Below are 25,751 nucleotides of genomic sequence, written 5' to 3'. Positions count from 1 at the left end.
GGGCGGCCCTCACCTCCCCCTCTTCCCTGCCCCGCGGCCGAACCCGGCCGTCGTGCGGTGTGTCGCGCCCGGGTCGGCCCGGCGGACAGGTCTTGGTGGCGTCACGGCCGCACCCGGCCGCCCAGCCGCAGCAGCACCGGCCCCGCCGCGGTGGCCACGCCGCCCGCGATCAGCAGGCCGGCCAGCAGGTAGCGCAGCACCCAGGCGACCGGCGTCGCCGGCGTGTCGCGCAGCGCGGCCACCGGCACCGTCGAGGTCGCCTTCGCCGCCGCCGCCGGCGGCGGCACGGCGGCGGCCGGCGCGGGCGCGGCCGTCGGCACCGCGGCGGGCGCGGGCTTGGGCTTCACGACCGCCGCGGTGGTCTCCTGGGACTCCTCCGGCGCGGTGGTCTGCTTGCCGGCGTCGCGCTCGATCACCGCGGCCGCGTCGGCGGCCTGCTCGCGCAGCTCGTCGGGCAGCGGCAGGTAGCCGGTCGGGAGCTGCCCGGTCGCCTCGCCCCGGGTCTGGCCGGGGCCGGTGGCGTAGCGCAGGAACCGCGCGTACTCCGCGCCCGCCCTGGTGTCCATGGCGGCGGGCACGGCGGCGGCGTAGGTGACGCTGGGCAGCGGGTAGGCGTCGGCGGCCTTGGCGGCCGGGTTCGCCCGGCGCACGCCCGGCACGTCGGTCGCGCTCAGCTGGCCCAGCGCCGCCGTGAGGCCCGCGTCGTCCGGTTTCACGTAGTTGCCCGACGCGTTGCGCAGGGCGGCCGTGGGCAGGCCGTAGCGGGCCGCGGTGGCCGTGTCCACGACCGCGAGCATGCTGCGCTCGCCGACCGGCTGGCGCGGGGACCGCGAGTAGCCGGGCTTGGTCGGGTCGGCCGGGTCGGGCAGGCCGTTGGGCGACTTGCCGAGCGTGTCGCCGCGGCTGATCCCGCGCCCGGCCTCGTGCAGGTCGGCGGCCAGCGGCCGGGCCAGCAGCGCGCAGTCCGGTCCGACGTTGGGCACGTCGCGGCAGCTCAGGTCCTGCTTGGGGAAGTTCGGCAGCGGCAGCGAGAGGTTCTGGTAGTTCTTGTTGACCACCATGCCGGACGGGTCCGGGGTGCCGTCGAGGAACGCCCGCGCGTCGGCGTCGGCGGCGATCCACGTCCACAGCGCGGTGGTGGCGTCGAGGTCGACCGACGGCGACAGGATGTCCAGGGCGTTCATCAGCACGCCGAAGGTCTTGAACTCCGGGTTGAGGTCGAGGAACTCCGGGTCGTCGTTGAGCCGCCGCTGGTTCTTCGCCAGGTACGGCTGGTTGCCCGGCACCGCGTCCCGGTAGGACTGGGTGAGCAGCTTCGCGACCAGCCGGGCGTTGAGCTTCAGGTCGGCGATCGGCGAGCCGTCCTGGATCCAGACGCCCGGGTCGGGCTCCACCTCCGGGCCGCGCGACTGGCGTTCCATGACGAACGCGATCGCGAACCCGGAGACCGCGACCGGCGCGTAGACCACCGGCCGGTCCGGCGACCGGTCCCCGGCGGCCTGCGGGTCGGCCACGAAGACCATCCCCGGCTCCTCCTGCACCAGCAGGTCGCGGGCGATGCCGTCGGGCACCTGGGTGAAGCCGTAGGTGGTGCCGCCGTCGGCGCACAGCGCGGGCTGCCAGCGGGCCATCGCGTCGGCGACGAACTCGTGGCCGGTCAGCGAGCGCTCGACGGCCCCGAGCGGGCAGGCCCGGCCGACCGGCTGGAACTCCAGCTTGACCGCGATCCGGGCGTTCCAGTTGGTCTGGCTCAGCGGCGAGGTGTCGAGGTTGCCGCTGGTGTGGTCGACGCCGGGCTTGCGGCCGTCGACCTCGGTGTCGCCGCGCGGCACCACGACCAGCCAGCAGTGCCGCGGCCTGCCCTGGTCGGGGCCGTCGGCGCGGACGTTGCCGCAGCCCAGCCCGTAGGCCTCCAGCGCGGTCTGCACCTCGAAGTCCAGTTCGCCGGTGCCGTCCGGGCGGGTCTTGGCGAACGGCACCTCGTTGGTGGTGCCGCCGTCGAAGTACTTGCCGAACGAGGTGGTCGTCTCGCCCTGCACCGAGCGGAACGGCAGGTACGCGCCGGGCGCGGGCGGGTCCTTCTCGGCCGGGTCGACGATGGTGGACAGCCGGATCCGGCGGCTGCGCGTGTAGTCGCCCAGGCCCAGGCCGTTCTGCGCCTCCAGGCCGCCGTACTGGCACTGCTCGCGGGTCGGGCCGGCCGGGTCGTCGCCCCAGCACTGCATGACCTGCAGGTAGTTGGTGGCCAGTCGGCCGACCGGTCCGGTCTCCTTGCCGCCGGTCCAGCGGATCCGGACGGTCTGGTTGATCAGGCCGGTGGTCTGGGTGACGGTGACCTTCAGGTCCGCGAACCCGTCCCGGCCGGAGGCGGTGACCTCCGACGAGCTGTTCTGGGCGGTGGCCGCGCTCGGCCAGACGGCGAGCCCGGTGAGCAGCACGACAGCGGCGAGCAGCAGGCGTCTCATCTGGTGGTTTCCCGTCTGCGCAGGTGTCTGGCGACCAGCGGCGGACCGACCACGAGCGCGGCCAGCAGCACGGCCGCGACCGAGATCAGCAGCACCGTGTCGTCCTCGCGGATGTCCACCGACACCGGCACGGCCGACGCGCCCTGCACGGACTTGGTCCGCGCGTTGGCCGGTTCGTCCGCGACGGCGGCTTGTTCGGCGGGTGCCTCGGTGCCGGTGGTCTGGGCGGCGGCGGCCTCGGTGCCGGGCTGTTCGGCGGCGGCCTCGTCAGCCGGGTCGTCCCCGCCGGACTCGGTGTTCTCCGTCGCGCCGCCGGTGCCCTCCGCGCACTGCGCGGGGCCCTGCTTGTCGCAGTCCGGCGGTTGCGGCGCGTTGGTGGCCAGCGTGTTCGACCCGTCGGCCGAGAACGTCGGGTTGTTGCACTTGCCGAGGTCCTTGTTCTGCTTGGTGGTCCCCGGCACCCGGGCCACCTGGTCCATGCCCGCCCGCACCAGGTTGATCGGCAGTGGCGAGAACCCGAGCCGGTCGGCCTGCTGCTGGCCCTCGCACAGGAAGTAGTAGGCGAAGTCGGACAGCGTCCGGCCCTTGTCCCCGTTGAACTTCCCGGTCTCCTTGACCGGCAGGATCATGTAGCTGTAGCTCGACATCGGGTAGCTGCGCGCGTCGTCGTTGGTGTAGACGTCGTCGAGCACCTGGGTCAGGTCGTCGCGGATGCGCGCCTTGAGCAGCGCCACGGCGACCGCCGACGCCTTCGGCTCGACGTAGTAGCCCTTGGTGTTGAGCAGCTTCGCCACCGGGAACCGGGCGTTGCGGGCGTAGGAGTACTCGACGTAGGTGATCGAGCCCTCGCTGCCCTCCTGGCGCACGTAGTTCGCGACGCCCAGCGAGCCGTTCTGGCCGACCACCGGGGAGATCAGCGGGTAGTTGGAGGTGAAGCCGCACGGCGTGGCGCGCTGGGCGCGGCGGCAGTAGTCGTCCCACACCGCCGGGTGCCGTGACGCCATCCACGTGGTGAACTGCGCCGTGGTGCCCGAGCCGTCGGACCGGACGACCGGCACCACCTTGCGGTTGGGCAGCTTCAGGCCGGGGTTGTCCCGGGCGATCGCCGGGTCGGCCCACGAGGTGATGGCGCCGGTGAACATCTTGGTGACCACCTCACCGGACAGCCGCAGGTTGGTGACCCGCTTGCCGCCGATCTTGAGGTTGTACATCAGCGACGTGCCGCCGGCCACGATCGGCATGTAGGCGAAGGAGTCCTTGTCCGGCGAGGGCTCGACCTTGTCGCCGTCCTTGAGCCCGAAGGGGATCTCGGAGACCGCGAAGTCCACCTGGCCGGACCGGAACTGGTTGCGGCCGTCGGTCGAGCCGGTGCCGGAGAAGCTGATCCGCATCCCGTACTGGACGACGTTCTTGCGCCACTGGTCGAGCGCGTTGTAGCTCCACGTCGACCCCGCGCCGCTGATCGGCGTGTAGTTCTGGGCGGCGAGGGCGGACGGCGTGGACCCGAGCAGCAGGCCGAGCACGGCGAGGACCGCCAGGATGGGCCTGGTCATGATTCTCCTTCGGTGGCCTGGAAACGGGCGAGGTCGTGCGCGGAGGCGCGGGCGCGGCGGCGGGACTGCCCGGTGGACTGCTCGCCGGGAGCGCGACCGCCGACCACGCGGGCCAGCACGAACAGCACCAGCACCAGGGCCATCAGCACCGCGGCCGCGCCGAAACCGCGCTGTTTCATGGTCTCCTCGGACGAGGTCACCAGTTGGAACGTGGCCAGCGGCAGCGACACCTGCGACCCGACGAACGGGTTCCAGTTGAGGAACGGGGTGAAGCCCGCCGTGATCAGCACCGGCGAGGTCTCGCCGATGCCGCGCGCGGTGGCCAGCAGCACGCTGGTGGTCAGGCCGGAGCGGGCGGTGGGCAGGGTGACGTGCCACGCGGTGCGCAGCTGCCCGACCCCCAGCGCCAGCGAGGCTTCCTTGAGGGAGCTGGGCACCAGCCGCAGCACCACGTCCGCCGCCCGGATCATGATCGGCAGCATCATCACGCTGATCGCGCAGCCCGCGGCGAACCCGGACCGCTCGAAGCCGACGATCAGGATCAGCGAGGCGTAGATGAACAGGCCCGCCACGATGGACGGCAGCGCGGTCATCGCCTCGACCACCGTGCGGACCAGGCGGGTGAACAGTCCCCGGGTCTCGTTGAGGAACACCGCGCAGGTCAGGCCGAGCGGCACGGTCACCACCAGGGCGATGGTGATCTGTTGCAGCGTGCCGACCGCGGCGTGCAGCACGCCACCGAGCTCCAGCGGGTCGAGGGTGCCCGCGTCGGCCATGTCGTCGGTGAAGAAGTTGGCGTGGCTCAACGCTTCCGCGCCCATCACGATCGGGTAGGCGACGATGAACACCAGCGCGCCCAGCGCGACCAGGGCGAGGCTGTGCACGACGGCGCTCGCGACCTTGTCCCGCACGGCGAGGCCGTTGTCCTCCAACGACACCAGCAGCGCGTAGAGGCCGAGGAACACCGGGTAGGCGATGGCGATGAACCCGACCGCGCCGGAGAACGGCGCGATCTGGTCGAACAGCAGCCCGGTCAGCGCGACGGCGGCGACCAGCGCACCGAGCACCGCCGCGACGTCCGCGCCGCTCCGGGTGCCGGTCGCCCGCCGGACCTCAGGCGGTGGCGCTGCCCATTGGCGCGCTCCCTGCGGCGGCATGCCTTGCGGCGCAACACCCTGGGGTGCCGCGCCCTCCTGGGGCAGTCCTTCCTGGGGCAGTCCTGCTCGGGGCGCGGTCGTCGGCGGCTGGAGGCGGATCTCCTGCGTGACGTCGGTGGGTCTCGCGCCGGGTTCGGTCATGGTCATCAGTCACTCCCCTGGCCGGAACGGCTGCGGGCGATGACGGCGGAGGCCGCGAAGTTGACCACCAGCGTCAGCAGGAACAGCGCCAGGCCCGCCGCCATCAGCGCGGACAGCCCGAACGGGGTCGCCGCGCCCCAGCGCATCGCGATCAGCGCGGAGACCGAGTTGCCGCCGCTGCCCAGGATCTGGGTCTGGACGGCGAAGACCGGGGCGATGATCATCGCCACCGCGATCGTCTCGCCCAGCGCCCGGCCGAGGCCGAGCATGGTGCCGCCGATCATGCCGCTGCGCCCGAACGGGAGCACCACGCTGCGGATCACGCCCCACCGGGTCGCGCCCAGCGCGTAGGCGCCCTCCCGCTCGCCCTGCGGGGCCTGGGTGAACGACTCGCGCATCACCGAGCAGATGAACGGCATGACCATGAAGCCGACGATCAGGCCGGCCCAGAAGGTCGAGGTGACGTACGCCGCGTCGGTCGACAGCGGGTTGGTCGGGTCGGCCCCGTCCACGTCCAGGAACGGGATCCAGCCGAACTGGATGGAGATCCAGCGCGGGATGTCCACCCCCTGCCACTGCAGGAACACCGAGCCGAACAGGCCGTAGACCACGCTCGGCACGGCGGCCATCAGGTCGATCATGCTGGTCAGCAGCCGCTTGAGGCCGCGCGGCGCGTACTCGGAGATGTAGAGCGCCACGCCCAGCGCCAGCGGGAAGGCCACCACCAGGGCGACCGAGGCGATCAGCAGGGTGCCGATCAGCACCGCGGCGATGCCGAAGTTCAGCGAGTCCGGCTCCCACGCCTGGGTGGTCAGGAAGTCGAACCCGGCCGCCGAGAACGCCTCCGTGCCCTGCGTGAGCAGGAACAGGCCGACCGTCGCCATGATCACCAGCACCGCGAGACCGGCGACCCGGAGCATCAGCCGGAACACCAGGTCGATACCGCCCGGCGCGGCCACGCGTCGGCGTGGCTCGTCCGGCGGCGCGACCGGTGGCGCGTCCATCAGCTGGGTCATCTTCGGTGGCTCCGCGTTCTGCTCGGGGCTGGCGCGGCAAGCAGATCCCGCCCAGTTGGCCGGGCCCGGATGGGTTCGTGAACAACGGACGAACGGCCGAAACGAATTGGTGTCCGATACTCCGAACAGCCCTGCGCACAAACACCGGAATCCCGCATCAGAAATGCTCCACGGCCGCGACGGGGGCCGGCCCGACGAGATCCAGGAAACTGCGGCAGGCGTACTGCGCCTGCACCCGCCGGTGATATCTGCGGCTGGACACGACGAGATCCGTGCCGCCGAGTCTGAGCCGCCACGACCACAACTGGGTGTCCCGGGACAACGCCGGCGTGCTGTTCACCAGGCTCTCCCGCAGTTCCGCCACCGCCCGGGCACAGGCGTCCACGGACGGGAACCCGCCGACCGCCTGACCGAGGCTGCGGTTGTTCGCGGACAAGAACCGCCAGGTCACCCCGGACGCCGAAGACCGGTAGATCTGAAAACGCGCGACCGCCATCGGGTTTCTCCCATCACTTCGGATGCGCCCCCGACGCCACGACGAATGCTTGGTTCCGCCGGTGGACGACAGCACAAGAACCAGTAGCCGCGAGGTGTCCATCTTCCTCACAGGGGACGGACAGCAGTTGCCGCAGACCGAGAGTCACCAATTCGCTACCAATGGATTCCGGCGGTCACGTTCGATAACCGTCTCGATACGCAAGGGCACCGCGCGGACCGTTCCGCGGCGGACCCGGCAGGCTGCGGCCCGCCGGTCCGCCGACGGGTCGGCCACCCCGCCGCCGGCCGGCCCAGTCGATCTTCCACCCAGTCCCGACGGGCACCGCCGAACGCGGTGAAAAACCCACCGGAGCTGTCCCGGGTGTTTTCCCGGAAGGCGCGGGCGGGTATGCAGGAAGAAGCGCCCCGGTGATTTCACCCAGCCGGACGGCGACACCGCCAATCGAACCGGACGGCGCGACCCGGCGTTCCGGCGAACAGCACCCGCACCGACTCCCGGCGGGCCCACCCGGCGCACCGACCGCCGCACGGCGGGAGCGGACCGGACCAACCGGGCCGGCGCCACCCGCGCGCCGACCGGCCGCCCCCTGACCTGCGGCGCAACTGTTGCCACCGGCGTCGGAAATCGGACACTATCCGGAAGCGGACACCGGGCCGGCGGCCGGACGGGACATTCGACAATTCGGACACGACCGTTCGGCGGCATATCAACAGGCCATAGATCAGGCGATATGACCAGCCGGCGCACTGGTCCTGGACAATTGGCCCGAACAGCTCAATATCGGGTAGACCGGTGCTACTGGCAACGGTTAAACCTCGATGGGGTACCCGGCGGGCGTTACACAGGGACTTGTTTTTATCGAGGTCGCCGCTCGTGACTGGGACATTCGTCGTCCGAGTCCTCGGTATTCCCTGCGTGCCTGAGGAGCTGGCATGAAACGCAGTATCGGCGTGTACCTGGCCGCGTGCCTGGTCGCACTGTCGGTCCAGGCCGCGTCGAGCGCCGCGCAAGCGGCGCCGACGGCACCGGCCAGTCCGGTCGCCCTGGCCACGGCTGCGGCCGACCAGGCCGCGGCGTCCGGGTTGGACGCCCTGGCCAAGGGCCCTGATGAGCAGTTCCAACGCCGTGCCGTGCACAAGGGCGGCATCCCCGGTTCGAAGGACCTGTTCTACGTGTCCTACGACCGCACCTACAAGGGCCTGCCCGTCATCGGGGGCGACGCGGTCGTCTCCACCGACGCGGCCGGCAAGGTCCTGGACACCGTCGCCGCGAACGAAGGCGGTCTGGCGGTCGACACCAGGGCGAAGATCAGCGTGGCTCGGGCCAAGAGCATCGCCCGCGCCCAGCTGTCCAAGGTGGACAAGGTCGAGGGCGGCACCCTGTCCGTCCTGGCCGGCGAGAAGGACAAGCTGGTCTACGAGGTGCTGGTGAGCGGCACCCGGGCCGGCGCGCCGAGCCGCCTGCACGTCTACGTCAACGCCCACAACGGCGTCGTCGAGGACCAGGTGGACGACGTCCACGCGGGCACCGGGCAGAGCGAGTGGAACGGCCCCAACCCGCTCAACATCGACACCAGCAACAACAGCACGGTGGACGACACCCGCCCCGGCCTGCGGTGCGTGGACTACTCCACCAACCAGCCCTTCTCCAAGCCGTCGAACTCCTTCGGCACGGGTCGGGCCACCAGCAAGGAAACCGGCTGCGCCGACACGCTCTGGTCCACCCAGAAGCAGTGGGACATGCTGAAGAACTGGCTGGGCCGCAACGGCATCGACGGCAACGGCCGCGGCGTCACGGTCAAGGTCGGCCTGGACAAGGTCAACGCCTACTGGACCGGTCAGCACATCGAGATCGGCCGGAACAACGCGAACCAGTGGATCGCGTCGATGGACGTCGTGGGCCACGAGCACGGCCACGCGATCGACCAGTACACCCCCGGCGGCGCGGGTCGCGAGGCCGGCCTGGGCGAGGCGACCGGTGACATCCTCGGCGCGCTGACCGAGGCCTACGCCGCCGAGCCGTCCCCGTTCGACACCCCGGACTACCTGGTCGGCGAGTCGGTCAACCTGGTGGGCCAGGGCCCGATCCGCAACATGTACAACCCGCAGGCCGTCGGCGGCCACCCGAACTGCTGGTCCAGCGCCATCCCCGGCACCGAGGTGCACGCCGCGGCCGGTCCGCTCAACCACTGGTTCTACCTGCTCGCCGAGGGCTCCAACCCCGGCGGCGGCAAGCCGACCAGCCCGACCTGCAACAGCTCCACGGTCCAGGGCATCGGCATCCAGGCCGCGGGCCGGGTGTTCTACAACGCGATGCTGCTCAAGACGTCGACCCAGACGCACTTCAAGTACCGCATCGGCACCCTCACCGCCGCCAAGACGCTCGACCCGACGTGCGCGCAGTACAACGCGGTCAAGGCGGCGTGGCTGGCGGTCAGCGTCCCGGCCCAGTCCGGTGAGCCGACCTGCACCCCGACCCAGCAGAACGACTTCGGCCTGGAGCTGAGCTCGTCCGCCGGCACGGTCGCACCCGGTGGCACCACCTCGTCCACCGTGCGCACCACGACGGTGACCGGCCAGCCGCACGCGGTCGCGCTGACCGTCACCGGCCAGCCGAGCGGCGTGACCGCGACGCTCAACCCGGCGTCGGTCACCTCGGGCGGTTCGTCCACGCTGAACATCGCGGTGGCGGCGGGCACGGCGGCGGGCACCTACCCGCTGACCGTCCGCGGCCAGGGCAGCACCACGCACACCGTGACCTACAACCTCACGGTGGGCACCGCCCCGGCGGAGGACGACTTCGCCATCGCGCTCAACCCGGCCAGCGGCGAGACCAACGCGGGCGGCACCCTGACCACCACGGTCGGCACGACGGTGACCTCCGGCGAGTCGCAGAAGGTCGCGCTCACCGCGGCCGGCCTGCCGGCCGGTGCGACGGCGAGCTTCGCCCCGGCCACGCTGGCGGCGGGCGAGTCGTCCAAGCTGACCATCGCCACCACCGCGGCCACGCCCGCCGGCACCTACACGGTGACCGTCACGGGTACCGGCCCGGCGGCCACGCACTCGGCGACCTACCAGCTGCGGATCGGGGGCGAGCCGCCGGCCAACGACTTCTCGGTGGCACTCGACCCGAGCAGCGGCAGCGTCCAGGCGGGCAGCTCGGTGACCTCGACCGTGCGCACCACGACCACGGCCGGTTCGCCGCACAAGGTGCACTTCTCGGCGACCGGCCTGCCGACGGGCGCGACGGCGACGTTCAACCCGCTGTCGATCGAGTCCGGTGAGACGTCGACCCTGACGATCGCCACCACCTCGGCCACGCCGGAGGGCCAGTACACCATCACGGTGACGGCCACCGGCACGGACAGCAACCACACCGCCACCTACACCCTCACGGTGACCGGTGGCGGCGGTCCGGGCGGCTGCGACGGGATCCCGGCGTGGAGCGCCAGCTCCCCGTACGTGCCCAACGACGAGGTGTCGCACAACGAGCACAAGTGGAAGTCCACCTGGTACTCCACCGGTGCGGAGCCGGGTCACCCGAACTCCTGGGCCGTGTGGCAGGACCTGGGCGCCTGCTGAGCTGCCGGCACCTGAACGACAGCACCACCTGAAGCACAGCACCGCCTGAACGACCAAGAGCGGCTGTCGACTCCTCGGAGTCGACAGCCGCTCTTGCCTTGGCGATCACCGCCGGCGGGATGCCGGTGGCATCGGCGGCCCGGTGGTGCTCGGAGCCGGGCTCGGCAGCCGGTGCGGCGGACGGGTCCGGCGGGCCGGCCGCCCGAGCGGGTGCCGGCGGCTCGGGCGCACCGGTCTCAGCGGTGGCGGAACGACCGGAGGTTGACCACCCCGAACCACCGCCGCCACCACGGCAGGCCGCGGCCCAGCGAGCGCCGCGCCTTGTCCACCCGCTGCCAGTAGTCCGCCACCACACCCTCGCCGGGCTCGCCCGGCCCGAACACGGTGGCGTCCGCCGCCCGCGCCAGGTCGCGCAGCTGCAACGGGCTGTGCACGGTCGGCTCGACGAACCCGGGCAGCTCCTCGGCACCCGAGCGCACCGGCCACGTGGAGGCGGGCGGCACGACCGTCCCGGCCGTCCAGGCGTGCGCCAGGTGCTCGGCCTCCTCCAGCCGGGTCGTCCCGAGCGGCACCTTCGCGCCCAGGTCGCGGGCGTGGTCCACGAGGTCCCGCCAGGCCCGCGCGACCCGCAGCGCCATCGGCCCGGTGGACCGCCGGCGGACCCGGCGGCGCGTCTTGAGCAGCACGATCGCCAGCACCACCGAGACCACCAGCAGCACCGGCGGCCCGGCCCAGGTCAGCACGCCGAGCAGCCACGACGGCACCACCCAGGCGTCCTCGGCCACGCCGCGCCGCCCGGAGTTGGCCTCCACCCGGCCGGCGTCGGTCAGCGAGTCGGGCAGCCGCATCGCGTTGGGCGGCGGCACGATCGAGGCGTCGGTGTTGTCGACCTGCTGCGGCGGCTGCCGGTCCGGCCGCTTGGAGCGGTCCGGCACGAAGTCGGAGACCGCGAGCCAGCGGCCGTCGGCCACGTGGATCTCCACCCACGCGTGCACGTGCTCGCCGCGCACCACGCCGTCCTTGCCGGGGGTCGCGCCGAGCACGACCCGGGCGGGCATCCCGAGGTGGTTGGCGACCAGCGCGTAGGCCGCCGCGTACTGCTCGTCGTTGCCGACCGGCTTGGCGGCGTTGAAGAACGCGGCCATCCGGCCCAGGCCGTGCCCCGGCAGGTACTCGGTCTCGCCCGGCCCGCCGTCGGTGTAGGCGCCGTTGTCGCGCAGGTGGCCGGCGACCGCGCGGAGCTTGTCGCCCAGGTTCGGCGAGCCGCCCGCCCACTGCTGCGCCTTGCCGCGCACGAACGCCAGGTCCGAGACCACCGGCCGGCCGTAGGGCTGGAGGTCCTCGGGCACGTCACCGGAGGGCAGCACCGCCTGGACGGTGTACTTGTCGCCGGCCCGCAACCGGTCGGCGACGATCCCGGAGGCCGTGGCCAGGTTGTAGCGCAACTGCTCGGTGTGCGACGCGGCCCGGTCGCCCTCGAACGAGATCCGGGTGGCCTTGCCCGCGCCGGGCAGCCACGCGTTGACCTCCTCGGCGGACTCGAACGCGGGCTCGACGGTCACCGCCAGCTCGACCTCGCGGCCCTCGCCGACCGCCGGGATGCGCGCGCCGACCCGCTGGAACCCGTTGCGCTCGCCCACCTCGCGCGGCCCGTTGGTGGCCGCCCAGACCGAGCCGTCGTAGTCGTCCAGCGCGGCGATCCGGATCCGCTCGCCCTCCGGCAACCCCTTGACGGTGAACAGGGTCTGGTCCCAGAGCTGGTTGGCGTCCTTGGTGTACTTGCGGTAGCCGACCAGCGGGCTCGCGTACACGCCGATCTCGAACGGCGGCTCGACGTAGTCGCGCAGCACGAGCCGGTGCCCCGCGCCGGGCAGCAGCGCGCCGACCCCGCCGACCAGGCCGCCGCCGACGCCGAGCAGCACCAGCGCGGTGGCCGCGCGGCGCAGCCCGGCCGAGGACCGGCGCGACCGCCGGGACCGGACGCCGGCCCAGGCCAGCGCCACCAGCGCGAACGCGACGCCGAGCACGAAGACGGTCTCCTCGCCGGTGCCCAGCAGGATCACCGCGGCCAGCACCAGCAGCGGCGCGAGGACCGGCGCGGCGCTCGCCGGGACCCGCCGGGCCAGGGTGAACCCGCCGGACCCGCACAGCAGCCCCAGGATGTACGGGATCACCAGCAACGGCCCGCCGCCGTCGACCGGCGGCAGCGTGGTCAGCAGCTGCTTCCACGCGTTCACCGACAGGTCGGCCAGCCCGCTCACGCTCTCCAACGTCGGCAGCACCCCGGCCACCACCCGCTCGCGGGTCGCGACCGCGCCGCCGAGCAGGAAGAACACCGCGAGCGTCAGGAACGCCACGGTGATCATCGGCTGGCGCAGCCCGGTGGCCAGGAACCCGACCAGCACGCCCAGCACCAGCCCGGCCAGGCCGACGCCGAAGAACGCCCACCCGGTGTAGGTGGTGTGGAAGCCCACCAGCGCCAGGGCGAACAGCGCGGCGAGGAACCCCGCGTCGGCGAAGTCCGCCCGCCGCGGCCAGGACAGCCTCACCCGAGCCCACCTCCGGACAGCAGCATCGGCAGGTCGGACAGCTCGCGCAGGGTGAGCACGTCACCGGTCAGCGCGGTGCGGTTCTCGTGGTCCACCCGCACCACCACCGTGCGCACCTCGCTCGCGAACGCCGCCATCACCGACTGGAGCTCCACGAACGTCGGCTTCGGACCGGTCACCACGACGGCGGTGGTCACGTCCGGCATGATCCGGACCGTCCGGGACACCAGCTCCGCCAGCGGTTCGGACCCGAGGTCGCAGCGGGTCAGCGCGTCCATCGCGGGCCGCAGCCCGGCCCGGTGCGCGACGTGGCCCGCGGCCAGCACGGTGGTCTCCACCTCGTCGGTGATGGCCCGCGCGGCGATCGACGCGCCCGCCGACACGGCCGTCTCGAAGTGCTCGGGGTCGGGGTAGGACCCGGCGGACCCGTCCACCACGACGGCCAGGTGCGCGCGCCGGGTGTCCTGGTACTGCCGCACCAGGAACCGGCCGGGCGCGGCGAGCTTGGCCGACGAGCGCCAGTGGATGTGCCGGTGGTCGTCGCCCGGCGCGTACTCGCGCAGCGCGTGGAACGCCAGGTCGCTCATCGACAGGTCGGTGGTGGCGCGCCCTTCGAGGTCGCGCAGCAGGCCGGCGGCCAGCGAGTCCAGCGGCACGGTCACCGGGTGCGCGAACAGCTCCACCGGGTCGGTCCAGGTCACGGTGCGGCGCAACAGCCCCAGCGGGTCGCCGCGCACGGTCGTCGCCGGGCCGACCGCGATCACGCCGCGCTTGCGGGTCGGGATCGGGAACGCCCGCCGGCCGCCGCCGAGCACGTCGAACACCTCGACCTGCTCGCCCACCGGCAGTTCCAGGGTCAACGGCAGCAGCCGGCCCGCGGTGGTCTGCGCGATGTCCACCGTGCAGTTGACCTGCCGCCCCACCACGACCCGCTGCCGGTCCAGCTCGACCCGCACGCGCAGCGCCGCGCGCCCGAGCGTGAGCAGGCAGGCCAGGCCGAACACGACGAGCCCGGTCGCGCCCGCCAGCACCAGCTCGGTCCAGCCCAGCTGCGCGCCCACCCACCACAGCAGCACCGAGCCGAGCGCGACCACCCGGCCCAGCGGGGTGATCACGGTGAGCAGGTCGGCGAGCCGCCTCATGCGACCCGCTCGACCGGCGGCACCACGTCCGCGAGCAACTGGCCGACCACCTGCTCGACGGTCACGCCGTCGAACTGGGCCTCGGTCTTGAGCAGGATCCGGTGCCCCAGCACGGGCAGCGCCAGCGCCTTCACGTCGTCCGGGCCGACGAAGTTGCGGCCCTGCGCGATGGCCCACGTCTTGGCGCACCGCACGTAGGCCAGGCAGCCACGCACCGACACGCCCAGCCGCACGTGCGGGTGCGTCCGCGAGCCCTCGGCCAGCCGGCTGACGTACCCGAGCACGGCCGGGTCGACGTGCACCTGGTCGGCCACCGCCGCCATCTGGGCCACCGCCTGGCCGGAGATCACCGGCCGCAGCGCCTGGGTGCGGTCGCGGGTGGCGGCGTCGGCGAGCAGCGCCACGGTCGCGTTGTGGTCCGGGTAGCCGACGCTGGTCTTCATCAGGAACCGGTCCAGCTGCGCCTCGGGCAGCCGGTAGGTGCCCGCCTGCTCGATCGGGTTCTGGGTGGCGATCACCATGAACGGGCTGCCCACCGGCCGGGTGGTGCCGTCCACCGTGACCCGGGCCTCCTCCATGACCTCCAGCAGCGCCGACTGGGTCTTGGGCGAGGCCCGGTTGATCTCGTCGGCCAGCACGATGGAGTGGAAGATCGGGCCGGGCCTGAACTCGAACTGCTGGGTGCGCTGGTCGTAGACCTGCACGCCGGTCACGTCCGAGGGCAGCAGGTCGGGCGTGAACTGGATGCGCGAGTTGGAGCTCTGCACGGTGCCCGCGACCGCCTTGGCCAGCGAGGTCTTGCCGGTGCCGGGGTAGTCCTCCAGCAGCAGGTGCCCCTCGGACAGCAGGCAGGTCAACGCCAGCCGGACCACGTCGTCCTTGCCGACGATCGCCCGGGAGATGTTGAGCACCATCTGGTCGAAGGTCTGCGCGAACATGCGCGCCTGCTCCGGTGAGGCCGCCATGGGAGTTCCTTTTCTCGAATCGTGCGCCACTACCAGACCATCGAGCCGGAGACACCGCCGCAGGTGACGGTGACTTTTTCGCCCTTGTAGCCGTAGTAGTTGCGGGTCTGCCTGGTCTCGTTCGGCCCGAACGTCTCGTTGACGAAGCCGTCGGGGCCGTGGTCGCTGGTGAACGTGCAGGTGACCGAAGCGGTGAAGTCCTTGGTCTGCACGGTGATGTAGGCGCAGTCGCTCGTCGTGCACACGCCGGCCCCGGTGCAGCCGCCCGAACCGCAGGCCGCGCCCTTGGTCACGAACACCGCCGCCGGCGGCGGACCGGTGGTCTGCGTCTTCTCCCCGCTGACCGGCGCACGCCCGTTGTCGGTCACGGTGACCCGGATGGTGTCCGAGGCGTTGTAGCCGACGTTGTCCTTGCCGGACCAGCTCCACGCGGACCCGGAGGTGGTGAACGTCCGGTCCTGCTTGCTGGTCTGGATCCGGACCGTGGCGGGCTTGCCGTTCGGGTTGACGCTCACGGTGAACTCGACCGCGCCGTCGCAGTCGCAGGTCACGATCTTCAGATCCTTGATCGGACCGTACGGGGTGGCCTCGGCGGTGACCGGGGTGTTGCACGGGTTGCCCGCGTGCGAGCCGCCGCCGCTGCCGTTGCAGGTCTGCAGGGTGATCGGCACGGCCGCGCCGTTGGGCAGGCCGTTGATCGTGTGCTCCACGTTGTCCCGGCCGTCCGGGTCGTAGTTCCACGTGCCGCAGGAACCACCGCTCCACGTGCAGGTCACGGTGTTCGTGCGGCCGTGCGACGGCGGCGCGTCGAAGGCGATCTCGACCTGGCCGTCCTTGCCGGTCGGCTCGGCGGTGAAGTTCCGGATCGGGTCCGGTGTGGAGGTGGCCTCCAGCTCGGCGGCGGGCCCCGCCCCGGACGACTCGCCGGCCGCGTTCCTCGCGGTCACCGCGTAGCTGTAGACCGTGCCGTCGTTGGCCAGGCCGTCGTCGGTGCAACTGGTGGCCTGGACGTTCGAGCACACCGTCTTGTCGCCCCGGCCGGTGCGCTGCACCGTGTACGTGGTCGGGCCGGGGCCGTTCGGGCTCACCGCGCCCCACGACACCGTCACCGCCTTGCTGCCGCCGCCGGTCGAGTCGGCGGCGCTGAACGTCGGCGCGCCGGGCCGGGCGGGCGAGCCCGAGGACTGGCCCTCGACGGTCGCCGCCGGGCCGGGGCCCTGCGAGTTGACCGCGATCACCGTGAACACGTACTTGGTCTCGTTGTCCAGGCCGGTCACCGTCGCGCTGTTCCCGGTGACCGTGGTCCGGCCGCCGCCCGCCCACGAGACCTCGTGCCGCAGCACGGGCGAGCCGTCGTTCTGCGCGCCCGTCCAGCTCAACCGCAGCGACCCGTCCCGGGGGTCCGCGACGACCAGCCCGGTGACCGCGCCGGGCACGGTGTTCGGCTGCGCCGAGTCGGACCGGCCGCTGGGCTTGCTCCAGCCGACCAGGTTGTGCGCCCGGACGGTGAACGTGTACGCGGTGCCGTTGTCCAGGTTCGTGATCGCGCACGGCGACGCGGCGCAGGTCTGCTTGCCGCTGCCGTAGTCGACCTCGTAGGAGTCGATCGGCGTGCCGTTGCCCGACGGGGCCGCCCACGAGAGCTCGACCACCTTGCTCTGCACCGCGCGGCCGGGCGCCGGGGTGCCGGGCGCGTCGGGCACGCCCAGCACGTTCAGCGTGATCCGGCCGGTGACCTTGCGGTCGTCACGGCCGGCGTCCGGGACGTCGGTCACCACGACGTTGAACACCAGCGTGCCGTTGGTGTCCTGGCCCGGCACGATCCGCACCGACGAGCCCTCGGGGGTGGCCGACGCCGCACCGCCCGACACCTGGTTGATCGCCACCACGGAGACCTTCTGGTCCCGCAGCTGGGAGCGCACGTACGGCAGCAGGTTCACCGACGCCGTGTCGCCGGCCTTCACTCCGTCCACGGTGACCGGCGAGACCGACGGCGGCGGCGCGGCGGCCACCCGGACCGCGAGCAGCGCCTTGGCGGAGCCCGCCCCGTCGACCGAGACCTCCAGCACGCCCGACGAGCCGGGCGCCGCGCCGGCGGCGGCGGTGATGGCCAGCACCCGGCTGCCCGAGCCGTCCACCGAGACGCCGGCCGGCTGGTCCTTCCACGACGCCGAGTAGCGCAGGTCCTTGGCCTTGGCGCGGTCGGCGACCCAGACGTGGCAGACGGTCGTGACGTCCACCCGCACCGGCAGGCCGCCCTCGATCAGGGTCAGCGCGCCGTCCGGGCAGCGCAGCACCGGCGTGTCCGGGCCGACCTGCACCGGGATGGTGACCACGGCGGTCAGCCCGTCGGTGAGCGTCTCGCCGTCGGTGACCTGGAACGTCACCGCCGCCGGGCCGGTGTAGCCGTTCTTGGCGGTGAGCACCAGTTCCTGGTCGCCCTGCGGCACGACGGTCAGCCCGGCCGGCGCGGCCCACACCTTGTCGGTGAGGGTCAGCCGGGGCTTGCGGCCCGAGGGCACCACCAGGTGGTCGGCGATCGTGACGGTGACCGTGCCGTCCACCGGGACGTCGACCACCTGGTCCGGCTTGACGTACGGGCCGCCGGAACCGGGCGCGGGGACGTGGATGAAGCCCACGGCGGTCGCGCCGCCGTCGTCGGTCACCTCGTAGGCGATGGTGCGCGGGTGCTCGCCGACCGGCACGGTGACCTTCTCGCCGGAGACCTTCGCGTCGTCGCGGAACACCCTGGTGATCTTCAGCTCCGCGCTGTCCTGGTCACCCGCTTCCTTGAGCGGTTCCACCTCGACGGTCCTGGCGTCGAACGACGGGCGCGGGAACAGGTCGCCGGCCGTGGGCGGGGCGTTGTAGTCCTCCTGGCCGCGCACGGTCAGCGTGGCCACCGACATCCGGCCGATGCCGTTGCTGATGCCGTAGGCGACCACGGTCGGCTTGCCGTCCGCCTTCGGCGCGGTCAGCTTGACCAGGCCGTCCTCGCCGGTCACCTGCACGCCGGGGTTGCGGCCGGCCAGCGGTTCGAGCTCGGCGGTGTCGTCGCGGAAGTCGTTGGCCAGCACGTCGACGACCAGTTCGGTGCCCGGCGCGGCGGTCACCACGTCGTCCACCGCGACCGGCGGCTGCGGGTCGCCCGGCGGCACGACGGCCACCCGGATCGTCGCCTCGCCGCGCTTGCCGAACGAGTCGGTCACCACGTAGGTGAACTGCTCGGTGCCCGCCGAGGCCGGGAACGCCTGGTAGGTCAGCGAGGTCGCGCCCAGGCCGAGCACCCGGCCCAGGGTGGCGGGCGAGCCGATGCCGGACACCGCGACCGAGTCGCCGTCCGGGTCGACGCCGCTGGTCGCCACCGGGATGACCACCGTGTCGCCGGCCACCGCGCGCACCTCCACCGGGCGCGGCGCGGGCGGCTGGTTCGGCGTGGTCGGCGTCGGCGCGGGGTTGACCGTGACGTGCGCGCGGCCCACGGCCTGGTCGCCGGACGCGTTCTGCGCCACGTACTCCACCGTCACCGACGTCGGCACGTCCACAGTGGACGGTGCGACGAAGCGGACCAGCCGGCCCGACACGTACGCCGTGCCCACGTCCGTGCGGCCGTCCCGGGTGGTGGTGTTGAGCCGGCCGCGCTCGGGCGCGTCGCGGACGTTGGCCTGGAGGGTGAGCGTGCTGCCGTCCGGCGAGATGTCGTTGTCCAGCACCGGGATCGCGACGGCGTCACCGGCGCGCACGGTGGCCCGGTCGTCCTTGGGCACCGGGGTGTCGTCGGCGGGCGGCGGGAGCTGGGTGACGGTGACCTCGCCGTTGACCGGACCGGTCACGCCGTCGGTGACGGTGTACCGGACGAGCTGCGGGTTGGGCTCCAGCACCGGGTCCAGCGCGTTGATCCGCAGCCAGCGGCCCTTCACCACGGCCACTTCGAGCTGCTCGCCCACCGCGGTCGCCCGCTGCACCGCGAGCAGCCCGCCGGACGGGCTGAAGTCGTTGGCCAGCACGTCCACCAGCACCGGCTGCTGGCCGCGCAGCACGGCGGTGTCCGGCATCGCCACCGGCGGGACCGGCGAGTCCGGCGCGGCCGACAGGTCCACCCGGATGCCGGCCTTCGCGAACGGCGCGTTGCCGAACGCGGCGGTGTACTCCAGCACGATCGTGCCGGGCTTGGCGCCGGTCACCACGACGGTGCCGGCCTTGAGGTCGGAGACCACGGTGACGCCCTCCGGCGTGGCCACCTCGGCGGCCAGCCGCAGCGCGGCGGTCGGGTCCGTCGGGTCCGAGCCGGGCAGGTCGTTGTCCAGCGGCTGCACCTCGACCGGCCGCCCGACCTGGCCGCGCACCACGTCCGGCTGCGCGGTCGGGGCGACCGTGGTCGCGTCCGACGCGGCCTGCACGGTGACCCGCTCCGAACCCCGGGTCCGCTCGCCGACCCCGTCGGTGACCGTGAAGTCGACCGGCTGCGACCCGCCCGCGACCGGCGCGGCGAACTCCACGAACCCGGCGGGCGTGGTGGTCGCCAGCCCCGCCGGCGCGTTCGCCTCCACCAGCACGATCGGGTCGCCGTCGTCGTCGCGCCAGTCCGCGAGCACCGGCATGGTCAGCCGGCCGCCGGAGGCGACCGTCCAGTCCTTGGGCCGCGCGGCCTTGCGCGGCGCGGGAAGCGCGTTCTGCTCGGGCGTGCGGGCCTGCACGGTCACCGCGGCGGTCGCGTTGAGACCGCGCCCGTCGTCCACGGTGTACCGGAAGTGCACGTCGCCGCTGTCCTCGGGCAGGGTGACCTCGACGGTCTGGCCGTCCGGCGCGATGGCGAGCGTGGCCGCGGCGTTGTCCGGCGCGGTGACCTCGGAGACCGCCAGGATGTCGCCGGACGGGTCGGAGTCGTTGTCCAGCACGTGCAGCACGGTGGTCCGGCCGGGACGCGCGCCCAGCACGTCGTCCACCGCCTTGGGCGGCTTGTCCCGCGCCGCGTCGGTGTTGTTCTTGTCCCGGTCCTCGTCGTTCTCCTGCTGCGGCGGCGGTTTCACCGACGACCAGTCGTCGACCTTCTTCTGCGACGTCAGGTCCCACACCGCGCCGGTGTCCAGGTCGTTGAGCACCACCGCGCCCCGGTTCACCCGGAACGCGGGCTTGACCAGGGCCGCCTCGTCCTTCAGGTTGCCCGGCGCGACCGGCGCGCCGCCGCACGAGCGCGCGTAACCGCCGGTCGCCCCCGCCCACGCGGCGTGCACGCAGTCGTTGAGCCGGACCGGCGCGGCCGGCGCGCCGTCCGAGCGGTACAGCTCGGTGACACCGCCACCGCCGAGCTTGACGGACTTGAGCGCGGTCCTGGTCGCGACCACGACCGCGTCGGCCCGCGGGCCGGGCTGCTGGGGGACCGCGTCCTGGCCCACCGAGGCGGTGCCGCCGTCGGGCAGCAGCAGCGTGCCGGAGCCGGCGTCGAGGACGACGAGCAGGTCGCCGACCGCGGTCACCTTCGGGTCGTCCACCGAACGGCCGAGGTCGCCGTGCTCGGTGGCGGCGAACCCCGCGCCGTCCGGGCGGACCGCCGCGGTCTTGCCCGACTCGGCGACCACGTGCAGCACGCCGTCCACACCGACCGCCATGGCGGCCTTGCCGTCCACGTCGGCGATCGGCGGACCAGCGGCGTCCAGTTCGGCCAGTGCGGAGACGCCGGCCTTCGGGTCGACCCGCACGGCCCACGCGCGGCCCTCGGCCGGGTCGAGCACGGCCAGCGTGCCGCCCGCGAGCTCCACCTGCGCGGACCCGGGCACCGTGACGCCCTGTTCGCCGAGCGTGACGGCGCGCGCGGTGTCGACCGGGTAGAGCTTGCCGCCCGCGCGGTCCCACGCGACGACGGCGGCCCGGTCCTGCGCGATGTCCAACTGGTAGGACTGCTGTGCTCCGCCCGGCGGGTAGAAGGCCGCGTCCAAAGAGCCGACCGGTTTGTTCACCCGGCCGAAAAGCCCGTCCCGGTCGCTGGTCACCCAGATCCCACCGTCATTGAGCTCCACCTGGCGAACGGGGTGGCCCTGTGACGAGAACGCGTAGGCGACCAGCAGCGCGGCGGCGACGCTGAGCACCGCACCCGATGCGATGGCGGTGCGGTGGCGGCGCAGGAAAGACAAGGGTTCCCCCAGTGCGCAAGCGATTCAGGCTGCCAATCCGGCGTATCGAAACCCTAGGGGAGTTCGTTGCACCCGGTGGGTAACTATTTGGAACAGCGTTTCACCAACCGGGACGCAAGCGCCGCACCGACCGCAGCCGGCGCATCTACTCGCCGCAGCCCCGAGGCGACCATTCGGCGGCGGCGTGCTTCCCGTCGGCGCGCACGACCTTCACCTCAAGGCACAGCGGACCCGCCGCCGCGACGTCCACAGTGGGTTGCTGCGCGGTGCCGGTGAGGGTGCCGTCCGGCGTGCGCCAGACGTAGGTGTCGCTGTCCTGGGTCGCGGAGTAGGTCCACGAGAACCGCAGCGTCGCCGGGTTGGTCCGCACGGCGCTGACGGTCGGCTTGCCGGGCGGGGTGTTGTCGCCGCCCGCGTCGACGTCGTGCCCGGTGGTCAACGGCGGCGTCGTCGTCGCGGTGCCGTCGTCGCCTCCGCCGAGCAGAACGCCCAGCACCACCGCGACGACCACCACCCCGCCGATCGCGGCGGGCACCGGCCACGCCGGGCGGCGCGGCTCGTCGGGTTCCTCCGGGGCCGGGGCGCTCCGGGGAGCGGGCGGCTGGAACCTCGGCGGGTCCGCCTGGCGCGGCCGGTACACCGTGCCGGCGGAGTCCAGTCCACTGTGGACTATCGGGCGGTAGGGGACGACCTCGAAGATGGGCACCGGGCCGCGCACCCGGGTGGCCGTCAGGTCGGACGGTTCCGGGCGCGGCGCCTCGCGCAGCGCGACCGGCTCGGACTCCAGCGCCAGTTCGGTCATCGCGAAGCCCAGTTCCCGTTGCACGGCTTGGAGTCCGTGCGCGAACTCCACCGCGTTGCGCGGCCGCACCGCCGGATCGGCCGCCATCGCCCGCGACAGCAGGACCTCCAGCGACCCGGGTGCCTTCCCGGTGGCCGGCGGACCACCGCGCAGGATCCGGGACTCCTGGGCCTCCCGGGAGTTGTCACCGCCCGGCACGGTGAACGGCGCGCGCCCGGTCAGCAGGTGCCACAGCGTGGCGGCCAGCGAGTAGACCTCGGCGGGCACGCCGGGTTCCACGCCGGTCGGCCGCACCACCTCCGGCGCGGACCACGGGACCGACAGCATCACGTCGCCGTCGGCGGTCGGCGCGGCCTGCTTCTCGGCGATGCCGAAATCGGTCAGCGCCGGTTTGTTGTAGGAGTTGACCAGGATGTTGGCGGGCTTGATGTCCCGGTGCAGGATCCCGGCGCGGTGCGCGGTCTCCACGGCGCCGGCGATCTTCACCCCGACGTCCAGCACCCGTTGCACGGGCAGCGGTTGGTGGTCGGCGACCCGCTTGAGGTCGTAGCCGGAGTAGTACTCCATCACCAGGAACAGCCGGCCGTCGGCGGACTGGTCGGCGGAGTAGACGGTGACGATGTTGTCGTGGCTGCCGACCTTGGCCATCGCCTTGGCCTCGGCCAGGAACATGTCCCGCACCCGCTCCGGCAGGCCCGCCTCGTTGAGCACCTTGACGGCGACCTCGCGGTCCGTGCTGTGCTGGTAGTAGACGTGCACGGTGGCGAACCCGCCGCGCCCGATCTCCCGCCGGTAGGTGAACCCGGGGATCTCCGGCGGCGTCACCCGGTCACCTCGTAGGTGAAGAACGCGCCTTCGCCGACCATCACCCGCGACCCGGGCGTGAGGATGGCCGGGATGAGCCCGGCGAGCTCCTGCGGCGACCAGCCCGGCGCGATCATCGTGGTGCCGTTCTTCGAGCCCAGGTCGACCACCAGGACGTCCCAGCCGTCGAGGCGGACCTCGACGTGGTTGCGCGAGATGTCGTTGCCCTGGTTGGCCAGCCGGATGGCGTGCGGCGCGGTCGGGCTGCGGTCGGTGACCTGCGGGTCGCGGCCGAGGATCACGTTGCGGTCCAGGGTGATCAGCTCGCCGGTCGACAGCCGCAGGACGCCCAGCGGCGGGCGCGGCACGACGAACGCGTCCTGCGGCGGGAAGGGTTGGCCGCACACCCGGCAGGCGATCGCGTGCTCGGGGTTGAGGTGGCGCGCGGGACAGGCGACGGCCCGCACCCTGGGCGCGCCGGCGGTGAACACGTGCCGCGTGTCGTCCGGGGAGTTGTTGCGGCGCACCATGGTCTCGTCCACGCGGGGCGGCGGCCCGGCCCACCCGAGTGCCTGGATCACGCCGTCGGCGTCGCGCTGCACCGCCTGCGGCACCCGCTTGTCCCCGATCGGCGGCCCGTCCACGGCCGGCGGGTCCGGCACACCGGACGGCGGGACGTCCGATGGTTGCAGGACAACGGTCCGCGCCCCGCTCGGCTGCGGCGTGATGAGCTGGGGAACGTCCGGCGGCGGCGTCGGCACCGGGCCTGGCGGTGAGGTCGGCGGCGAAACGGGTGGCGAGGTCGGCGGCGACACAGGCGGTGAGGTCGGTGGTGAAGTCGGCGGCGGCACAGGCGGTGACGTCGGGGCGGGTTCGGCGACCCGTATGGCCTCGGGGTTCTTCGTTCCGGAGATCGCGGGATCCGGCGTGGGCGCGTCCGGCACCGGCGTGAACTCCGGTGCCGACGGCGTGAAGCCCTGCGGCAGCAGCGGCACCGCGCCCGGCTCCGGCCGAGGCGGCGAACCGGGCATCGGCAGCACCTCGGTCAGCGAGGACACGCCCGGCGCGGGCATCACCTCGGTCACCCGGCCCACCTCCGGCGCCGCCACCAACCGGGCCACCAGCCGGGACGCCAGCACCACCCCGCGCTCCAGCGGCAGTTCCGGGCCGCCCGCGACCGCCGCCGTCAGCCGCAGCTCCACCGCCGACTCCGGCAACCCGGTGTCCACCCAGGTCGCCACCCCGTCGGCGCGCAGTTCGAGCAGCACCCCGTCCAGCCCGACCAGGCCGACCACCGAGTCGCCGCGCAGCACCACCCGCCGCTCGCCCTCGGTGTACCGGACCAGCGCGAAGCTCCCCACCGCCCGGAACCCCTCGTGCACGATCACGCTCAGCACGTCGTCCAGCCCGGCACCGCCGCGCACCAGCTCCCAGCACCGGCGCACCACGTCCGAGCCCGGCGCGGCACCGATGAGCAGCCAGGTGCCCTCGGCCACGACGGCGACGGACGCCCCCGGCGTGTAGACGGTCACGGCGCGGTCCGCGGCACCGTGTCAGCGGGCGCGTCGTCACCCGGCCCGTAGTCGACGACGACCACGGTGACGTTGTCCCGCCCGCCCGCGTCGACCGCCCGCCGCACCAGCTCGCCGGCCGCGCACTCCGGGTCGGTCACGTCCCGCAGCACGGCGGCGATCTCGTCGTCCTCCAGCTCACCGGTCAGGCCGTCCGAGCACAGCACGAACCGCTCGCCCGCGACCGGTGGGAACACCCACTGGTCGGGCTCGATCGAGGGGTGCACGCCCAGCGCCCGGGTGATCACGTTGCGGAACCGCGAGTACCTGGCCTGCTCCTCGGTCAGCGCCCCGGCGGCCACCATCTCGGCGGCCTCGGAGTGGTCGACGGTCAGCAGGGTCAGCACCCCGCCGGCGTACCGGTAGACCCGCGAGTCGCCGATGTTGAACACCACCCAGTGCGGCGACCCGGCGAACCGCACGAGCCCCAGCCCGGTGGCCGTGGCACCCATGCCGGCCTGCTCGGGGTGTTCCAGCCCGGCGGCGCGGATCGCCCGGTTGGCCTCCGCGAGGGTCTCCCGGATGTCGTCGGGCCGCAGCTCGGCGCGCCGGTCGAGCTCCCGCAGGTGCTCGACCGCCATCGCGCTGGCCACCTCGCCCGCGGCGTGCCCGCCCATCCCGTCGGCGACCGCGAACAGCGCGGCCCCCACGAGCAGGCTGTCCTCGTTGGACGACCGCACCCGGCCGACCTCCGACGCCGCCCCGGCCCGCACGCCGTCCGCCCGCGCCATCAACGCCTCCCCGCCGGGCGGCCCACTCGGCACGACCACCACTCGCGTCTCACATCGTCAACCCGGTCCAGAACGTTGCACCCACCTCCGGGAGCAACGCCCACCCACCCTTCCAGCCTCCCCCGGGCGACCGCACGGCGCAGTCCCCGTCCCGCGACACCGCCGAACCGCGCCCCCGGTGTGAACGCCCCGGCGTCAGCGGTCGCCGTCAGCGGTCGCCGTCAGCGGTCGCCGTCAGCGGGACGCCCGGTCGTCCCCGGCCGCAGGACCACGATCCCCCGGTCGAGGTCGACTCCCGTGCGCGGCGGCGCGCCCTGGGCGTCCTCCTCGCGCATCAGCGACATCGACTCCTGGTGGTCCAGCTGGACCCGCTTGGTCCCGTAGAACATCGCGGTGACCTCGTCCAGGTACGTGGCGGACAGCGTCCGGCCGGTCCGCCGGCGCCGGCGCTGCCGGACCACGTCGTAGACCCCGATCGCGACGACCGACAGCACGCCGCCGGGAACGCCCCACGTCAACACCGTCTCCACCGTGCCCACCCCTGACGAACGTCAGGCCCGGCCGCCTGGTTCCCCCTGACGAAAGTCGGGTACCGGCCCTGTCCTCCGGGTCGGGTGCCGCCGGCCCGCCGTTCGTAGCGTCGT

The 25,751-nt window shown here is 73.2% G+C and carries 14 protein-coding genes; 1 reads left to right on the top strand and 13 read right to left on the bottom strand.

The features are described from left to right. Positions 1–101: 101 nt before the first annotated feature. The 5 genes from BN6_RS05450 to BN6_RS05430 all read right to left on the bottom strand — a co-directional run bounded on the left by BN6_RS05450 (position 102) and on the right by BN6_RS05430 (position 6,828). Entirely contained in the window at positions 102–2,465 is a 2,364-nt protein-coding gene (locus BN6_RS05450; RefSeq protein ID WP_015098545.1) for a hypothetical protein, read from the bottom strand. Further along, positions 2,462–4,018 carry a phosphate ABC transporter substrate-binding protein PstS gene (gene pstS / locus BN6_RS05445; protein ID WP_015098544.1) on the bottom strand — a complete coding sequence of 519 codons (1,557 nt, stop codon included), beginning with the start codon at positions 4,016–4,018 and terminating at the stop codon, positions 2,462–2,464. The genes BN6_RS05450 and pstS overlap by 4 nt, the downstream gene beginning before the upstream one ends. Next, on the bottom strand, positions 4,015–5,322 hold the full coding sequence (pstA, locus tag BN6_RS05440) for a phosphate ABC transporter permease PstA (protein WP_015098543.1): 1,308 nt from the start codon (positions 5,320–5,322) through the stop codon (positions 4,015–4,017). Before pstA ends, pstS begins: the two co-directional genes overlap by 4 nt. Beyond that, complete coding sequence (gene pstC / locus BN6_RS05435; protein WP_015098542.1) at positions 5,322–6,332, bottom strand: phosphate ABC transporter permease subunit PstC; 1,011 nt, start codon at positions 6,330–6,332, stop codon at positions 5,322–5,324. The genes pstA and pstC overlap by 1 nt, the downstream gene beginning before the upstream one ends. 157 nt (positions 6,333–6,489) lie before the next feature. Continuing rightward, positions 6,490–6,828, bottom strand: a complete 339-nt coding sequence (locus tag BN6_RS05430) for a YegP family protein (protein ID WP_015098541.1) — start codon at positions 6,826–6,828, stop codon at positions 6,490–6,492. Positions 6,829–7,763: 935 nt separating this feature from the next. Between BN6_RS05430 and BN6_RS05425 the strand changes: the two genes are divergently transcribed. Continuing rightward, the gene (locus tag BN6_RS05425) at positions 7,764–10,412 is read left to right on the top strand and encodes a M4 family metallopeptidase (protein WP_015098540.1); all 2,649 of its coding nucleotides are present in this window, start codon (positions 7,764–7,766) and stop codon (positions 10,410–10,412) included. 236 nt (positions 10,413–10,648) lie between these two features. Here BN6_RS05425 and BN6_RS05420 read toward each other — a convergent pair whose 3' ends face one another. The 8 genes from BN6_RS05420 to BN6_RS05385 form a co-directional block, all read right to left on the bottom strand. Then, the gene (locus BN6_RS05420) at positions 10,649–12,961 is read right to left on the bottom strand and encodes a transglutaminase-like domain-containing protein (RefSeq protein WP_015098539.1); all 2,313 of its coding nucleotides are present in this window, start codon (positions 12,959–12,961) and stop codon (positions 10,649–10,651) included. Further along, a complete protein-coding gene (locus BN6_RS05415) occupies positions 12,958–14,103 on the bottom strand; it encodes a DUF58 domain-containing protein (protein WP_015098538.1) in 1,146 nt (381 codons plus the stop codon). Before BN6_RS05415 ends, BN6_RS05420 begins: the two co-directional genes overlap by 4 nt. Beyond that, positions 14,100–15,068, bottom strand: a complete 969-nt coding sequence (locus BN6_RS05410; RefSeq protein WP_015098537.1) for an AAA family ATPase — start codon at positions 15,066–15,068, stop codon at positions 14,100–14,102. The genes BN6_RS05415 and BN6_RS05410 overlap by 4 nt, the downstream gene beginning before the upstream one ends. Positions 15,069–15,097: 29 nt before the next feature. Beyond that, on the bottom strand, positions 15,098–21,199 hold the full coding sequence (locus BN6_RS05405) for an Ig-like domain-containing protein (RefSeq protein ID WP_015098536.1): 6,102 nt from the start codon (positions 21,197–21,199) through the stop codon (positions 15,098–15,100). Positions 21,200–21,344: 145 nt separating this feature from the next. Then, positions 21,345–22,826, bottom strand: a complete 1,482-nt coding sequence (locus BN6_RS05400) for a serine/threonine-protein kinase (protein ID WP_015098535.1) — start codon at positions 22,824–22,826, stop codon at positions 21,345–21,347. Beyond that, a complete protein-coding gene (locus BN6_RS49470; protein WP_015098534.1) occupies positions 22,823–24,337 on the bottom strand; it encodes an FHA domain-containing protein in 1,515 nt (504 codons plus the stop codon). The genes BN6_RS05400 and BN6_RS49470 overlap by 4 nt, the downstream gene beginning before the upstream one ends. Next, positions 24,334–25,107, bottom strand: a complete 774-nt coding sequence (locus tag BN6_RS05390) for a PP2C family protein-serine/threonine phosphatase (RefSeq protein WP_015098533.1) — start codon at positions 25,105–25,107, stop codon at positions 24,334–24,336. The genes BN6_RS49470 and BN6_RS05390 overlap by 4 nt, the downstream gene beginning before the upstream one ends. Before the next feature lie 221 nt (positions 25,108–25,328). Then, the gene (locus tag BN6_RS05385; protein WP_015098532.1) at positions 25,329–25,637 is read right to left on the bottom strand and encodes a DUF6191 domain-containing protein; all 309 of its coding nucleotides are present in this window, start codon (positions 25,635–25,637) and stop codon (positions 25,329–25,331) included. Positions 25,638–25,751: the final 114 nt, after the last annotated feature.

The sequence above is a fragment of the Saccharothrix espanaensis DSM 44229 genome (assembly GCF_000328705.1).
In the GTDB taxonomy this organism is placed as follows: domain Bacteria; phylum Actinomycetota; class Actinomycetes; order Mycobacteriales; family Pseudonocardiaceae; genus Actinosynnema; species Actinosynnema espanaense.
This window is presented reverse-complemented; position numbering and strand designations above follow the sequence as displayed.